The 15171-nt window shown below is 63.2% G+C and carries 17 protein-coding genes; 12 read left to right on the top strand and 5 right to left on the bottom strand.

Annotation, left to right across the window (positions count from 1 at the left end):
* The first annotated feature begins 10 nt into the window (after positions 1-10).
* Positions 11-226, top strand: a complete 216-nt coding sequence (locus J7302_RS14725; RefSeq protein ID WP_215375926.1) for a dodecin — start codon at positions 11-13, stop codon at positions 224-226.
* Positions 227-477: 251 nt separating this feature from the next.
* Positions 478-1476: an LLM class flavin-dependent oxidoreductase gene (locus tag J7302_RS14730; protein ID WP_215375932.1), complete on the top strand. Its 999-nt coding sequence runs from the start codon at positions 478-480 to the stop codon at positions 1474-1476.
* 2 nt (positions 1477-1478) lie between these two features.
* On the opposite strand, the gene J7302_RS14735 is transcribed toward J7302_RS14730, so the two are convergent.
* Together J7302_RS14735 and J7302_RS14740 are read right to left on the bottom strand one after the other, a co-directional pair.
* A complete protein-coding gene (locus J7302_RS14735) occupies positions 1479-1901 on the bottom strand; it encodes a PA0061/PA0062 family lipoprotein (protein WP_215375936.1) in 423 nt (140 codons plus the stop codon).
* A 52-nt stretch (positions 1902-1953) separates the two neighbouring features.
* Positions 1954-2370 carry a PA0061/PA0062 family lipoprotein gene (locus J7302_RS14740; RefSeq protein ID WP_215375938.1) on the bottom strand — a complete coding sequence of 139 codons (417 nt, stop codon included), beginning with the start codon at positions 2368-2370 and terminating at the stop codon, positions 1954-1956.
* Between the two features lie 51 nt (positions 2371-2421).
* On the opposite strand from J7302_RS14740, the gene J7302_RS14745 reads away from it, so the two are divergent.
* The gene (locus J7302_RS14745) at positions 2422-3498 is read left to right on the top strand and encodes an aminopeptidase (RefSeq protein ID WP_215375941.1); all 1077 of its coding nucleotides are present in this window, start codon (positions 2422-2424) and stop codon (positions 3496-3498) included.
* Positions 3499-3556: 58 nt separating this feature from the next.
* On the top strand, positions 3557-3790 hold the full coding sequence (locus J7302_RS14750) for a DUF1161 domain-containing protein (protein ID WP_215375946.1): 234 nt from the start codon (positions 3557-3559) through the stop codon (positions 3788-3790).
* A gap of 300 nt (positions 3791-4090) precedes the next feature.
* On the opposite strand, the gene J7302_RS14755 is transcribed toward J7302_RS14750, so the two are convergent.
* Positions 4091-4735: an HAD family hydrolase gene (locus J7302_RS14755; protein ID WP_215376245.1), complete on the bottom strand. Its 645-nt coding sequence runs from the start codon at positions 4733-4735 to the stop codon at positions 4091-4093.
* A 5-nt stretch (positions 4736-4740) separates the two neighbouring features.
* Positions 4741-5295, bottom strand: a complete 555-nt coding sequence (locus tag J7302_RS14760) for a gamma carbonic anhydrase family protein (RefSeq protein ID WP_215375949.1) — start codon at positions 5293-5295, stop codon at positions 4741-4743.
* A 113-nt stretch (positions 5296-5408) separates the two neighbouring features.
* Between J7302_RS14760 and prlC the strand changes: the two genes are divergently transcribed.
* The 5 genes from prlC (at position 5409) to J7302_RS14785 (ending at position 10548) form a co-directional block, all read left to right on the top strand.
* On the top strand, positions 5409-7457 hold the full coding sequence (gene prlC / locus J7302_RS14765) for an oligopeptidase A (protein ID WP_215375952.1): 2049 nt from the start codon (positions 5409-5411) through the stop codon (positions 7455-7457).
* Complete coding sequence (locus J7302_RS14770; protein WP_215375955.1) at positions 7454-7720, top strand: YheV family putative zinc ribbon protein; 267 nt, start codon at positions 7454-7456, stop codon at positions 7718-7720. The genes prlC and J7302_RS14770 overlap by 4 nt, the downstream gene beginning before the upstream one ends.
* A 20-nt stretch (positions 7721-7740) precedes the next feature.
* On the top strand, positions 7741-8514 hold the full coding sequence (locus tag J7302_RS14775) for a DUF1835 domain-containing protein (RefSeq protein ID WP_215375959.1): 774 nt from the start codon (positions 7741-7743) through the stop codon (positions 8512-8514).
* A 150-nt stretch (positions 8515-8664) separates the two neighbouring features.
* Entirely contained in the window at positions 8665-9723 is a 1059-nt protein-coding gene (locus J7302_RS14780; protein WP_215375962.1) for a PA0069 family radical SAM protein, read from the top strand.
* A 111-nt stretch (positions 9724-9834) separates the two neighbouring features.
* Positions 9835-10548, top strand: a complete 714-nt coding sequence (locus J7302_RS14785) for a carbonic anhydrase (RefSeq protein WP_215375965.1) — start codon at positions 9835-9837, stop codon at positions 10546-10548.
* Between the two features lie 280 nt (positions 10549-10828).
* Here J7302_RS14785 and J7302_RS14790 read toward each other — a convergent pair whose 3' ends face one another.
* The gene (locus J7302_RS14790) at positions 10829-11488 is read right to left on the bottom strand and encodes a hypothetical protein (RefSeq protein WP_215375969.1); all 660 of its coding nucleotides are present in this window, start codon (positions 11486-11488) and stop codon (positions 10829-10831) included.
* Between the two features lie 374 nt (positions 11489-11862).
* Here J7302_RS14790 and coxB point away from each other — a divergent pair, with 374 nt between their 5' ends.
* From coxB to J7302_RS14805, 3 genes are read left to right on the top strand one after another with little or no spacing between them, the layout of a single operon-like run.
* Positions 11863-12990: a cytochrome c oxidase subunit II gene (coxB, locus tag J7302_RS14795; protein ID WP_215375973.1), complete on the top strand. Its 1128-nt coding sequence runs from the start codon at positions 11863-11865 to the stop codon at positions 12988-12990.
* Positions 12991-13019: 29 nt separating this feature from the next.
* Positions 13020-14609, top strand: a complete 1590-nt coding sequence (gene ctaD, locus J7302_RS14800; protein ID WP_215375977.1) for a cytochrome c oxidase subunit I — start codon at positions 13020-13022, stop codon at positions 14607-14609.
* Between the two features lies 1 nt (position 14610).
* The gene (locus J7302_RS14805) at positions 14611-15162 is read left to right on the top strand and encodes a cytochrome c oxidase assembly protein (RefSeq protein ID WP_215375981.1); all 552 of its coding nucleotides are present in this window, start codon (positions 14611-14613) and stop codon (positions 15160-15162) included.
* Positions 15163-15171: the final 9 nt, after the last annotated feature.

Below are 15171 nucleotides of genomic sequence, written 5' to 3' on the forward strand. Positions count from 1 at the left end.
GAGATGCGCCATGTCTGATCACCACACGTACAAGAAGATCGAGATCATCGGGTCGTCGCGCAACAGCACCGATGAGGCGATCAACAATGCCTTGGCCGAGGCCTCCAAGTCGGTCCGCAACATGGAATGGTTCGAAGTGGTGGATACCCGCGGGCATATCGAGAACGGTCGCGTTGGCCACTATCAGGTCACGCTGAAGATCGGTTTCAAGGTCAGCGATAGCTAGCAGCCGCTCCAAGGCACGTGCAGCCTACGGGCTGATTGGTCAGCCGTAGCCCGGACCTCAATCTGGGGAGCCGCACCCTTCCCGCGCTGAAGTCTGGGCTACGTGTCTCTGGCAGGCCAATCCTTGCCAGGCGGTTTCCTGGTTTTCGAAACCTGCCGTCTAGCCGGCACGATCGGCATTCCCTAGAGTAAGACCCAGCAATTCACTCGGATATGCGTGTGCGCCTGTCCCCTGAAACGGGTCTTACTGACATGACTGCCCTTTCCAAACTGCCCCTTTCCGTCCTTGACTTGGCACCGATCCGCGACCACGGCGGTGCTACGCAGGCGCTGCACAACTCCCTGGCGTTGGCGCAGCACGTCGAAAGGCTGGGTTTCTCGCGTTTCTGGGTCGCCGAGCACCACAACATGGACGGCATCGCCAGCTCGGCCACTGCCGTATTGCTCGGCTACCTGGCCAGCGGAACCTCGACCCTGCGCCTGGGCTCCGGCGGGATCATGCTGCCCAACCATGCGCCGCTGGTGATCGCCGAACAGTTCGGCACCCTCGCCAGCCTCTATCCGGGGCGTATCGAACTGGGTCTGGGCCGCGCGCCCGGTGCCGACCACCTCACCGCCCGCGCCTTGCGTCGTGATCGCTTGGGTGATGCGGATGATTTCCCGCAGGACGTCGAGGAACTGGAAATGCTGCTCGGCCCGCGCCAGCCTGGGCAGAAGGTCATCGCCATGCCGGGCACGGATACCCGTGTGCCGATCTGGCTGCTCGGCTCGAGCCTGTTCAGCGCCCAGCTCGCCGGGCAAAAAGGCCTGCCCTATGCCTTCGCCTCGCACTTCGCACCGCGCTACATGTACGAGGCGATTCGCGTCTACCGCAATCATTTCCGTCCCTCGGCGGTGCTCGACAAGCCCTACGTAATGCTCGGCGTCCCGCTGGTGGCGGCGCCGACCGACGAAGAGGCGGAATTCCTCGCCACCACTGTCTATCAGCGGGTGCTGGCGCTGATCCGTGGCGAAAGCCTGGTGTTGCGTCCTCCGGTGGAGAGCATGGCAGGGCGCTGGCTACCCCATGAGAAAGAGGCGGTGGGCAGTTTCCTGGCGTTGGCCATGGTGGGTGGGCCGGAGAAGATCCGGGCACGACTGCAGGTATTGCTCGACCAGACCGACGCCGACGAGCTGATCTTCACCTGCGATCTCTACCAGCACGAGCATCGTCTGCGCGCGTTCGACATCCTCGCGGGTTTGCGCGGCTGACCTCAGAAGGGTCCGCAGCGTGGCATTCGTTCGTTGCGGGCCAGGACCTGGCGGTTTTCGCCGTACAGCCAGGCCATTGGCTGGTTGGCAGCGTTGCGGGCCTCCAGGCGGTAGCGCTGGCCAGCACTGAAGCCGTCGTAACGGAATTCCAGGTAGCAGGTGATCTGGAAAGGCTCGGAGGCGGAAAGCATTCCGCCCCCGCCGCCGACCTCGAACTGGTAGCGGACTTCCAACTCGTGCTTGCCTGGCAGGACCTGGAAGTAGCGGCCGTCATTCCAGCGTTTGCCATCCAGGCGGTGGGCCATCAGCGTGTCGCCGGGTTCGGGGGTCACTTCTACCCAAGCCATTCGCGGGTCAGGCTCGGGCAACTGGCTGGCGCAGGCGGTCAGGCTGGCCAGCAGCATGAGGGCCAACAGCGTGCGCATGGCGGAGTCCTCCAAGGATCGATGCTCTCAGCATAAACCCATGGCGGAGGTTTCAGACATCGCCGCAGCGGCTTTCCCGAGCCCGCGCAACCTCGTTGTGTTGCTCATCGTAGAGCCTGGCCCAGGGGCGGAAGCCGATGGCGCCTGCTTCCAATTGATAGCGCTCGCCCGCGGCGAAGTCCCCGTAGGACAGCTTCAGCAGACAGGTGCGGAGATAGCCCTGGTGATCCGGACCGATGTCCTGGCCCCCGACGGGGAACTTGAGACGGACCTCCAATTCGTGTCGCCCTGGCATGACCTGAAAGTAACGGTCGTCTTCCAGCGGTTTTTCGTCCACGCGGTTGGCCTTCAGCGTCTGGTCATCCTGATACGCGAGTGCAACCCAGGCCTGGTTTGGATCGGGGCTCGGCATGATCAGCGAGCAGGCGCCCAGGTTCAGCAGAGACAGGCAGATGAGTAGGCGGCGCATGGTGGACTCCGGTAATGGCGGGTTATTGGGCTTATGCGCTAGTGTCTCGGCATGCTGCCCTCTCTTCTTATCGTCCTTCTCGACCGCATACGCCGTCCCTGGGTTCCCTTGCTGGCGTCCTGGCTGCTGAGCGGCTGTTCGAGCCTCGACTACTATGGCCACCTGGCCCGGGGGCAACTCGAACTGTTGCGCGCGCGCCAGCCGGTGAACGAACTGCTTGCCGATCCGGCCCAGGATCCCACACTCCAGCGTCGCCTGGCTCTGGCGCAGGTGGCGCGGAGCTTCGCCAGTGCGCAACTGGCCCTGCCAGACAATGGCAGTTACCGCGTATACGCGGATATCCACAGACCTTATGTGGTCTGGAACCTGTTCGCCACACCGGAGTTCTCCCTGGAGCCGCAAAGCCACTGCTTCCCGATCGCCGGGTGCGTGGCGTATCGCGGCTTCTACGAGCTGGGGCGAGCACGGGGCGCCGCTGCGCTGCTCAAGCAGGAGGGGCTGGATACCTGGGTCGGTGGTGTCGAGGCGTATTCCACGCTCGGCTGGTTCGACGATCCGATCCTCAGCAGCATGCTGCGCTGGGATGACGATCGCCTGGCCGCGCTGATCTTCCATGAGTTGGCCCACCAGCGCCTTTATGTGCCGGACGACACCGCGTTCAACGAATCCTTCGCCAGCTTCGTGGAACGCGAGGGCCTGCGCCAGTGGCGTGCCAGCCGCGGCTTGCCGCCCAAGGATGACCTGCGGTGGCAACGTGGCGAAGCTTTCACCGAGTTGGTAATGGCTTCCCGTGTGCGGCTGGAACAGCTCTATGCCCGCGAGCTGCCCGTCGAGGCCATGCGCCAGGCCAAACAGGCCGAATTCGAACGTCTGCGCCGCGACTATCGCGCCCTGCGCAATGCTGAGTGGGGCGGTGTCGGCCCTTACGACAGCTGGGTCGAGGGCCCGATGAACAACGCCAAGCTGCTGCCATTCGGACTTTATGACCAGTGGGTGCCGGCCTTTACGGTGCTGTTCCGCGAAGTGGAAGGCGACTGGTCCGCGTTCTACGAGCGGGCGGGGCTCCTGGGGCGGTTGTCGACCGCAGAACGTTCAAAGGCACTGGAAAGCCTGATAGCAAAACGCTAGAACTTGGAGACTTGGCCGTCAGTCGAATGGTCAGGTTCCCAAGGAAAAGGAGTCGGCAATGAAGAAAATCGGGATCGTCATATTGCTGGGTATGCTGGCCAGCACCGCCTGGGCCGCGCCCAAGCCATGCGAGGAGCTGAAGAAGGAAATCGAGGTGAAGATCCAGGCCGCTGGCGTCACCAGCTACACCTTGGAAATCGTGCCGAACGACGAGGTGAAGGACCAGAGCATGGTGGTCGGCTCGTGCGAGTTCGGCACCAAGAAGATCATTTACCAGCGCAACGGCGGCTGACCTTCACTTGGGTAAGGGCGGAAGGCACAGTTAGGTATCGCTACGCCCAGCGGAGCGCCTCCCCACCCATCCTGCGGGACTGTGAGCCTCGTGGGGGGGCGAATGAAATGGCGCTGTCCGCGTTTAGTGCTGCAAGTGGCTGCATTCCTTGAAGGAGCGGGGGGACGCCGATTTCTTGCTCGCGAACCGGACCTTTTCGCGAGCAAGCTCGCTCCTACAAGGATCTCAGCTCGGCTATCGATTGCTAGCAACAGCTAACGCAGACATGGCGAATGAAATCGTCCCCACTGGGCTGTCCCCTCAATCGAACGCCCTGCTCAGCTCATCCAGGCTGGCGAAGTAATAAGCCGGCTCCTCCCCCAGCAATTCCTCTCGGCTGCCGAAACCGTAGCCCACACCGGCCCCATGCAGGCCATTACGCCGGGCGCCGATCAGGTCGTGCTTGCGGTCGCCGATCATCAGGGTGTCGGCCGGGTCGAGCCCTTCCTCGTCCAGCAAGTGGCGGATCAGCTCCACCTTGTCGGTGCGGGTGCCATCCAGTTCGCTGCCGTAGATATGCGTAAAGTGCCGGTCGAAGCCGAAGTGCCGGGCGATCTCGCGGGCGAACACCGTCGGCTTGCTGGTGGCGATGAAGAGGGTTCGTCGCTGGTCGCGCAGCCGGCCAAGCAGGGTGTCGATGCCGTCGAAGACGCGGTTCTCGTATAGCCCGGTGACCTTGAAACGATCGCGGTAATGGTTCACCGCTTCCCAGGCGCGGGCCTCCTCCAGGTCGTAGGTCTGCATGAAGCATTGCAGCAGCGGCGGGCCGATGAAGTGCTCCAGCCGCGCCAGCTCTGGCTCATGGATATCCAGCTTGGCCAGGGCGTACTGCACCGAGCGGGTGATCCCCTCGCGCGGGTCGGTGAGGGTGCCGTCGAGGTCGAAGAGCAGGTTCTGGTAGTGCATGGTCATCATTCGCCCTGGGCGCCGTACCCCTCGGCGATATGCAAATCTTTCAGCTTCACGTAGTTCGCGGCGCTGTAGGTGAAGAAGGCCCTTTCCTTCTCGGTCAGCGCCCTAGCCTGCTTCACCGGGCTGCCGACGTACAGAAAGCCGCTTTCCAGGCGCTTGCCGGGCGGCACCAGGCTGCCGGCGCCGAGCACCACGTCGTCCTCTATCACCGCACCGTCCATCACGATACTACCCATGCCGATCAGCACTCGGCTGCCGACCTTGCAGCCATGCAGCAGCGCCTTGTGGCCGATAGTCACGTCGTCGCCGATTTCCAGCGGATAGCCGCCCGGGTTGAAGGCGCTGGCGTGGGTGATATGCAGCACGCTGCCGTCCTGCACGCTGGTGCGTGCGCCGATGCGGATGTGGTGCATGTCGCCACGGATGGTCACCAGCGGCCAGACCGAGCTGTCGTCGCCCAGCCATACGTCGCCGATGACCACGGCGGAGGCGTCGACGAAGACCCGCTCGCCAAGCTGCGGGGTCATGTCCTGATAAGTTCTGATGGCTTTCATAGCAATTCCTGAGGCTGCGTCCAGCGCCGATTGTAATTAAGATGGCCGTCATTCGCGCTGTGCACCTTTCCCGGCCAGCTCTCCTCGCTCTCTTCCGAATACAGGTGAATGCCGTGACCCTGAGCAATCCCCTCCTGCAAGACTTCGACCTGCCGCCCTACTCCAGCATCCGCCCGGAGCATGTGGAGCCGGCAGTCGACCAGATCCTCGCCGACAACCGGGCGGCCATCGCCGAGCTGCTGGAACGCCAGGACGGCACCCCGACCTGGCAGGGCCTGGTGCTGGCGCTGGACGAACTGGGCGAGCGCCTGGGCCGCGCCTGGAGCCCGGTCAGCCACCTCAATGCCGTGTGCAACAGTGCCGAGCTGCGCGCCGCCTACGAGGCCTGCCTGCCCAAACTGTCCGAATACTGGACCGAGCTGGGCCAGAATCGTGCGCTGTTCCAGGCCTATGAGGCCTTGTCCGATAGCCCGGACGCGGCAGGTTTCGAAGTGGCACAGAAGACTATCCTTGAGCACGCGCTGCGTGACTTCCGCCTGTCCGGTATCGACCTGCCGGCGGACAAGCAACAGCGCTATGGCGAAATCCAGATGAAGCTCTCCGAGCTGGGCAGCCGTTTTTCCAACCAGTTGCTCGACGCCACCCAGGCCTGGACCAAGCACCTCACCGACGAAGCCGCCCTGGCTGGCCTCACCGATTCGGCCAAGGCGCAGATGAAGCAGGCTGCCGAGGCCAAGGGACTGGACGGTTGGCTGATCACCCTGGAATTCCCCAGCTACTACGCGGTCATGACCTACGCCGACGACCGGGCCCTGCGCGAGGAGGTCTACACCGCCTACAGCACCCGCGCCTCCGACCAGGGCCCCAATGCCGGGCAGAACGATAACGGCCCGGTGATGGCCGAGATCCTCGACCTGCGCCAGAAATTGGCCCACCTGCTGGGCTTCGCCCACTTCGCCGAACTTAGCCTGGCCACCAAGATGGCCGAGTCCACCGAACAGGTGCTGGGCTTCCTCCGCGACCTGGCCAAGCGCAGCAAGCCCTTCGCCGCCAAGGATCTGGAAGAACTCAAGGCCTTCGCCGCCGAGCGTGGCGTCGCCGACCTGCAGAGCTGGGACGTCGGCTACTTCAGCGAGAAGCTGCGTGAGCAGCGTTACAGCATTTCCCAGGAAACCCTGCGCGCCTACTTCCCCATCGACAAGGTCCTGGGCGGGTTGTTTGCCATCGTGCAGAAGCTCTACGGCATCGAAATCAAGGAGCTTTCCGGCTTCGACACGTGGCACCCGGATGTGCGCCTGTTCGAGATCAGCGAGAACGGCCAGCACGTCGGCCGCTTCTTCTTCGACCTCTACGCCCGCGCCAACAAGCGCGGCGGTGCCTGGATGGATGGCGCCCGCGACAAGCGCCGCAACGCAGCAGGCAATCTGGTCAGCCCGGTGGCCAACCTCGTCTGCAACTTCACGCCGGCGGTCGGCGACAAGCCGGCACTGTTGACCCACGACGAAGTCACCACCCTCTTCCACGAGTTCGGTCACGGCCTGCACCACCTGCTGACCCGCGTCGAGCATGCCGGCGCGTCCGGCATCAATGGCGTGGCCTGGGATGCGGTGGAGCTGCCCAGCCAGTTCATGGAGAACTGGTGCTGGGAGCCTGAGGGCCTGGCGCTGATCTCCGGCCACTACCAGAGCGGCGAACCCCTGCCCCAGGATCTGCTGGACAAGATGCTGGCGGCGAAGAACTTCCAGTCGGGCCTGATGATGGTGCGCCAGCTGGAGTTCTCCCTGTTCGACTTCGAACTGCATGCCACCCACGGCGACGGCCGCAGCGTGCTCGACGTGCTGGAAGCGATCCGCACCGAGGTGTCGGTCATGCGTCCGCCGGCCTTCAATCGCTTCGCCAACAGCTTCGCGCATATCTTCGCCGGCGGTTACGCCGCGGGTTACTACAGCTACAAGTGGGCCGAAGTGTTGTCCGCCGACGCCTTCTCCCGCTTCGAAGAGGACGGCGTGCTCAACCCGGCCACCGGTCGTGCCTTCCGCGAAGCCATCCTTGCCCGCGGCGGCTCCCAGGAGCCGATGGTGCTGTTCGTCGACTTCCGTGGCCGTGAGCCCTCGATCGATGCCTTGCTGCGCCATAGCGGCCTGGCGGAGGACGCAGCATGACCGTTACCAAGAAACGCTTCATCGCCGGGGCGGTATGCCCGGCATGCAGCGAAATGGACAAAATCCAGATGTGGGATGAAGACGGCGTGCCGCACCGCCAGTGCGTGGCCTGCGGCTATGCCGACACCCTCAACGCCCAGGGCCAGTCGGTGCCCAAGGAACTGGGAACGCGGGTCAACCAGGCCAAGCCGAAGGCAGCCGATCCCAAAGTGCAGGGCGTGCAGTTCTTCCCCAATCCGAAACTGAAGAAACCCAGCGAGTGACATGAAGCCAGGGAGGGCTCATGTGGCATCTGGTCTGTGGTGATGTGGCGGTAGCCGGTGTCAGCCGGGCCATTGGCGAGGAAGCGGCCCACGGCTTGCGGGTGCTGCGGGATGACTTGGCGGTGGGGCCGCTGGCGGATATTGACCAGCCGCCCTGCAGCGGTCGCGCGGCATTCTGGCTGGGCGTTTGGCCCGAGGCGGTGGCGTCCCGTCCGGACTTCGGTCCAGCGCTCAGTGCCGATGCCCTCTGGATTGCCGAGTTGGCCGGGCAACCCCATGCTGTCACCGTCTGGCACGCTGACAGTTGCTCCGAGCAGCTGCTGCTGTCCCGCGTCGCTGCCGCCCTGGTCCGTAGCGAAGTTCCCCTCTGGGAAGTCCCCTGCGGTACGGGCGACAGCCGCGTCAGCACCCAGCGAGCGGTGGGCATGATTGCGCCCGAGGCCCTTGAAACCTACTACCAGCCGTGCCTGGTCGAGTCCGGACGCAAGGCCCGGCTCGCCGACCAGTGGCACGCTGCAGTGACGGCCAGTGCCGATATCCGTCGCTGGCGCGACGGTGAGTTCGCGGGTGAGGACCATCAGGCGCTGGACGCCATGCTTCTGTCCGCCTGCACCCCCCAATGGCGGCCGTTGGCACGGGTCATGGCCGAGGTGATGGCCACTACCGATGGTTTCTTCGTCACTGATTACTTTGCCTTCTGGCGCGCTCGCGAGCTGGCCGCACGCGGTCTGGTGGAACTGGACGGCGCGCCGGGCGAGCAGGGCTATATCGCTCTCAATATCCGCAGCGCCTGAGGCGTCGCCTGTCATTGCCGTGAGAGCGAATTCAGTCGCGAATGAATTCGCTCTCATAGGTTCGTGGCCTGCCGTCCGGCTGAAACAGTCTTGGCGCAGGAAAGCGCTGCATATACTGTGTTTATATCCAGTATTTGTGGAGATCGTCCCATGGCTGCCCCTCTTGCGCCGCGTGGTCGCGGCACTGCCAGCAATCCGTTCAATCGCTACGCGCCGACCAGGTCGGAGGCGTTCGACGATGGCTGGTTCCAGGAGGTGCCGCCGAGCCGCGCCACCGAAGTGCGGCTGGAGACGGCCAAGAGCATCATCACCCGTAACCAGTCGCCGGACCTGCCATTCGACTGTTCGGTGAACCCCTACCGTGGCTGCGAGCATGGCTGCATCTACTGCTACGCGAGGCCGAGCCATGCCTATTGGGACATGTCACCCGGGCTGGATTTCGAGACGCGACTGATCGCCAAGAGTAACGCGACCGCCCTGCTGGAGCAGCAACTGTCCAAGCCGGGATACGTCTGCGCGCCCATCAACCTGGGTTCCAACACTGACCCCTACCAGCCGATCGAGCGCGAACACCGGCTGACCCGGCAAACCCTCGAGGTGCTGCTGCGCTACAGGCATCCGGTGACCATCGTCACCAAGGGCTCGCTGGTACTGCGTGACCTCGACCTGCTCGTGCAACTGGCCGAGCAGAACCTGGTGGCGGTGATGATCAGCCTTACCACGCTGGACGACGAGCTCAAGCGTACCCTGGAGCCGCGAGCGGCTGCGCCGTCCGCACGCCTGCGCGCCATCCGCGTGCTGCGCGAGAACCGCGTGCCGGTGGGCGTGCTCTGTTCGCCAATGATCCCGATGATCAACGACATGGAGCTGGAGACCCTGCTGGAGGCGGCGCGCGATGCCGGTGCGCGGAACGCGTCCTACATGCTGCTGCGCCTGCCGCGTGAAGTCGGGCCGCTGTTCGAGGAGTGGCTGCAGGCGCATTACCCGCGGCGCGCTGCGCACGTCATGAGCATCATTCGCCAGTGCCGGGGCGGGGAGATCTACGACAGCCGTTTCGGCCACCGCTTCAAGGGGGAAGGCCCGTTCGCCGAGCTGCTGGCACAGCGCTTTGCCGTGGCGATCCGCAAGCTTGGTCTGAACCGTCGGGGCGGTTATGAGCTGGACTGCTCGCGCTTCTGCCCGCCTGGAGGTCAGATGTCGTTGCTTTGAAGTGTGACTTGTCGGCCTGTAACGATAGTCCTGTAGGAACTCCTACATAATCGCTCAGTGGGATAATGAGCGGCAGAGGCACGAATTCTTACGACGACCGAGGTTGACAGCATGAGCAACGAGTACGACCACCAGTCTGAGGCGGCTGAAAGCGCGGAATTGGCGCTGCGAAACATCGTCGAGGGCTTTCAGCGCTTTCGTGATGAGGTATTTCCGCAGCAGGAGGCGCTGTTCAAGAAGCTTGCCCACGAGCAGAAACCCCGCGCCATGTTCATCACCTGCGCCGACTCGCGCATCGTCCCGGAGCTGATTACACAGAGCTCGCCGGGCGATCTGTTCGTCACTCGCAACGTCGGCAATGTGGTGCCGCCCTACGGCCAAATGAACGGAGGCGTGTCCACCGCCATCGAATTCGCGGTGATGGCCCTTGGCGTGCATCACATCATCATCTGCGGCCATTCCGATTGCGGCGCGATGAAAGCGGTGCTCGACCCGCAGACCCTGGAGCGCATGCCGACGGTAAAGGCCTGGCTGCGCCACGCTGAGGTCGCCAAGATCGTCGTGCAGGAGAACTGCGGCTGTGCTAACCACGAAACCCTCGATGTGCTGACGGAGGAGAACGTCGTCGCCCAGCTCGACCACCTGCGCACCCATCCCTCGGTGGCGGCGCGCCTGGCCAGCGGCCAGTTGTTCATCCATGGCTGGGTTTATGACATCGAGACCTGTGGCATCAAGGCCTATGACGCCGAGCAGGGCCGCTTCCGCCCCATAGGTGAGGGCCCGCTGCCCATGGCGACACCGCGAGCGCGCTATTTGCCGGAGTAGGTGATTCGCAGGGCGCGCGTTGCGGCCCATTGTGAATGAATTCGCTCTGTCTGCGCTAAGTGTTGCAAGTGGCTGCATTCCTTGTAGGAGCGAGCTTGCTCGCGAACCGGACCCTTTCGCGAGCAAGCTCGGTCCAACAATGCTCTCAGCTCGGCCCTTGACTGCTAGCAACAGCTAATGCAGACAGAGCCAATCAATTCGCACCCACCGGAGCGCGGCGATTGTATGTGGCTGGACATCAGTCCGCGGTGCACATGACGCACGCTGCGCGGGCTGCTGTTCAGGCAGAGGCGTGCTCCCGCTGGTTCAGCTGCAGCTCCACACCGAGTTGCTGCGACATGCAGGGCCAGCGTTTCCAGGCGGCTTCCACCTTGGGATCGTTGAGTCGCTGGCGGTAGGCCTGGGCTGAGGGGCGGGCAAACACCTCCTCGTCGGCCAGGCCATCGACCGCCTGGTGTACCACCTCGTCCAGTTCATTGGCGAAGGGCTCTCCGATCAGGTGGTGCGCGATCAGGTTCGCCACCGTGGTGTCGAGTGGAATCAGGGGCTGGCCGAAGTGGGTGATGTAGCGGTCGTTCACTTCCTCCACCAGGCGATGGGCCAGGTAAGCCTCGTCCAGCAAACCTTCGAGGCCATTGTGGCCGGTCATCAGTGACGGCGGTTGCAGGAAGAACTGCTCGGCTACCTGGAGCACTGGCTTGATTTGCTGTTCGATCCCTGCCTCGAGGGCGACATTGGCGGCGGCATCCAGCACGTCCGGTACTTGTTCGACATAGGCGGCGATGAATCTGGCCAGGACGCCCTCAGCGTCTTCACTGGGCAGGCGAATGGCGGGATGCAGGCTGGCGACCTGGGCGCCGAGGATTTGGGCGAGTTGGGCGGAGGCGGCTTCGTGCTGGAGGGCGCGCTGGATCAGTTCGCGCAGTGCTGCGGTGTTCATGACTGCTCCTGGATAGGACATGGGGTGAGTGGAGGTGAAGAAAAGACCTTAGCTCGCCATTTCAAACCGCTAAGACCGGATTGTCATAATTCCTTAACGGTTATTCGTCCCTGTTATAACTGCACTTTGCCATCTAGATCAGGCGCTTGCCAGCCGTGGGCTTTAGGACAGGGCCTGCGGCGATTCAGACAATTTTCAGCTCGCGTTGCGCGCCCGAAGTCCCTGTCTATACTCCGACTCGAAAGGCAGTACCTGATGGAACCCGACTGTGCACCTGCGTGCCGAGGCCGGCGGTCCGAGTTGGTATATGGACAGCCGTCCCCAAGCCGTTGGCCCAGCCGGCGGGATAACAAGAACGAGAAGGGGAACCCGCAATGATGCGACATCCACGAGTCTGGATGGGACTCCTGCTGTGGTCGATTCTCAGCCAGGCTGAGGCTGCCTGGACCGTCAACATGACGCCCGGGGCCACCGAGGTCAGCCGTACCGTTTTCGATTTGCACATGACCATCTTCTGGATCTGCGTCGTCATTGGCGTCGTGGTCTTCGGTGCCATGTTCTGGTCGATGATCATCCACCGCCGCTCCACCGGCCAACAGCCCGCGCACTTCCATGAGAGCACCACGGTCGAGATTCTCTGGACCGTCGTGCCCTTCATCATCCTGGTGCTGATGGCCGTACCGGCGACCAAGACCCTGATCGACATCTACGACTCCGCCGAGTCGGAGCTGGACGTCCAGGTGACCGGTTACCAATGGAAGTGGCACTACAAGTACCTGGGCCAGGATGTGGAGTTCTTCAGCAACCTGGCCACGCCCGGCGAGCAGATCCACAACCACGCCGAGAAGGACGAGCACTACCTGTTGGAGGTCGACCAACCGTTGGTGGTGCCGGTCGGAACCAAGGTGCGCTTCCTGATCACCGCCGCTGACGTCATCCACTCCTGGTGGGTACCGGCGCTGGCGGTGAAGAAGGACGCCATTCCCGGCTTCGTCAACGAGTCCTGGACGCGCATCGAGAAGCCCGGCATCTATCGCGGGCAGTGCACCGAGCTGTGCGGCAAGGACCATGGCTTCATGCCGATCGTGGTCGAGGCCAAGTCCAAGGAAGACTTCACCAAGTGGATGGCCGCGCGCAAGGAAGAGACCGCCAAGCTCAAGGAGCTGACCGACAAGGAGTGGACGCTGCAGGAGCTGGTGGAGCGTGGCGACAAGGTCTACCACACCACCTGCGCAGCCTGTCACCAGCCTGAAGGCCAGGGCATGCCGCCGATGTTCCCGGCGCTCAAGGGCTCGAAGATCGCCACCGGACCCAAGGCCGATCACCTCAACATCGTCTTCCACGGCAAGCCGGGCACTTCCATGGCCGCTTTCGGCAAACAACTCTCGGAAGTGGACATCGCGGCCGTCATCACCTACGAGCGCAACGCCTGGGGTAACAACACCGGCGACATGGTGACGCCCAAGGAAGTACTGGCCCTGAAACAGGCCGAAAGCCAATGAAAAAGACACCGGCCTATATGGAGACTGACATGAGTGCAGTGATCGACCACGATCATGCCGGGCATGATCACCACCACGGTCCGGCCAAGGGCCTGATGCGATGGGTGCTGACTACCAACCACAAGGACATCGGAACGCTCTATCTCTGGTTCAGCTTCGCCATGTTCCTGCTGGGCGGGTCCATGGCGATGGTGATCCGCGCCGAGCTGTTCCAGCCCGGCCTGCAGATCGTGCAGCCAGAGCTCTTCAACCAGATGACCACCATGCACGGCCTGATCATGGTCTTCGGTGCGGTCATGCCGGCTTTCGTCGGCCTGGCCAACTGGATGATCCCGCTGATGATCGGCGCGCCGGACATGGCCTTGCCGAGGATGAACAACTTCAGCTTCTGGCTGCTGCCGGCGGCCTTCGGCCTGCTGGTGAGCACCTTGTTCAGCGCCAGCGGCGCGCCCAACTTCGGCTGGACCTTCTACGCACCGCTGTCCACCACCTACGCGCCGGAGAGCGTCACCTTTTTCATCTTCGCGGTCCACCTGATGGGCATCAGTTCGATCATGGGAGCGATCAACGTGATCGCCACCATTCTCAACCTGCGTGCCCCCGGCATGACGTTGATGAAGATGCCGCTGTTCGTCTGGACCTGGCTGATCACCGCCTTCCTGCTGATCGCGGTGATGCCGGTACTGGCTGGCTGCGTAACCATGATGCTGATGGACATCCACTTCGGCACCAGCTTCTTCAGCGCGGCTGGCGGTGGTGACCCGGTGCTGTTCCAGCACGTGTTCTGGTTCTTCGGCCACCCCGAGGTGTACATCATGATCCTGCCCGCCTTCGGCGCGGTCAGTGCAATCATTCCTGCCTTCGCGCGTAAGCCGCTGTTCGGCTACACCTCGATGGTCTACGCCACCGCGTCGATCGCCTTCCTCTCGTTCATCGTCTGGGCGCACCACATGTTCACCGTCGGTATCCCGCTGACCGGCGAACTGTTTTTCATGTATGCCACCATGCTGATCGCAGTGCCCACCGGGGTGAAGGTGTTCAACTGGGTGAGCACCATGTGGGAAGGCTCGATGACCTTCGAGACGCCGATGCTGTTCGCCGTGGCCTTCGTCATCCTGTTCACCATTGGCGGCTTCTCCGGATTGATGTTGGCCATCGCCCCGGCGGACTTCCAGTACCACGACACCTACTTCGTGGTGGCGCACTTCCACTATGTGCTAGTGCCGGGGGCGATTTTCGGGATCTTCGCCTCGGCCTACTACTGGCTGCCGAAGTGGACCGGCCACATGTACGACGAGACCCTCGGCAAGCTGCACTTCTGGATGAGCTTCATCGGCATGAACATGGCGTTCTTCCCCATGCACTTCGTGGGGTTGGCGGGCATGCCACGACGGATTCCGGACTACAACCTGCAGTTCGCCGACTTCAACATGATCTCGTCGATCGGCGCCTTCACCTTCGGAGCCACCCAGTTCCTCTTCTTGTTCATCGTCATCAAATGCATTCGCGGCGGCGCCAAGGCCCCGGCCAAGCCTTGGGACGGGGCCGAGGGGCTGGAGTGGACGGTGCCTTCTCCGGCGCCCTACCACACCTTTGCCACCCCGCCGGAAGTGAAGTGAGATGAGCCAGGAACTGGGCAACCGTCGCCTCATCGTTCGCCTGCTGGTGCTGGTGGTGGCGATGTTCGGCTTCGGATTTGCCCTGGTGCCGATCTACGACGTGATGTGCCAGGCGTTCGGCATCAATGGCAAGACCACCGCCTCGGCCTACGAAGGTGCACAGACCCGGGACGAGCAGCGCCAGGTGCGCGTGCAGTTCCTCGCTACCAACGCGGCGGGGATGTCCTGGGAGTTTCGTCCCACGGCCGATGACCTGGTGGTGCACCCGGGGGCGAGCAACGAGATGCTGTTCGTTGCCTTCAACCCGACCGACAAACCGATGACTGCCCAGGCCATCCCCAGCGTGGCACCGTCCAAGGCGGCGGCTTTTTTCCACAAGACCGAATGCTTTTGCTTCACCCAGCAGGTCCTGCAGCCCGGCGAGCGCATCGAGATGCCGGTACGCTTCATCGTCGACCGCGACCTGCCGGCCGATGTGCATCACCTGACACTCGCTTACACGCTGTTCGATATCACCGCCCGCAAGCCTCCAGTCGCCAGGAACGACGGCTGACGGGCCGAT

The sequence above is a fragment of the Metapseudomonas boanensis genome (assembly GCF_018704125.1).
GTDB lineage: Bacteria > Pseudomonadota > Gammaproteobacteria > Pseudomonadales > Pseudomonadaceae > Metapseudomonas > Metapseudomonas boanensis.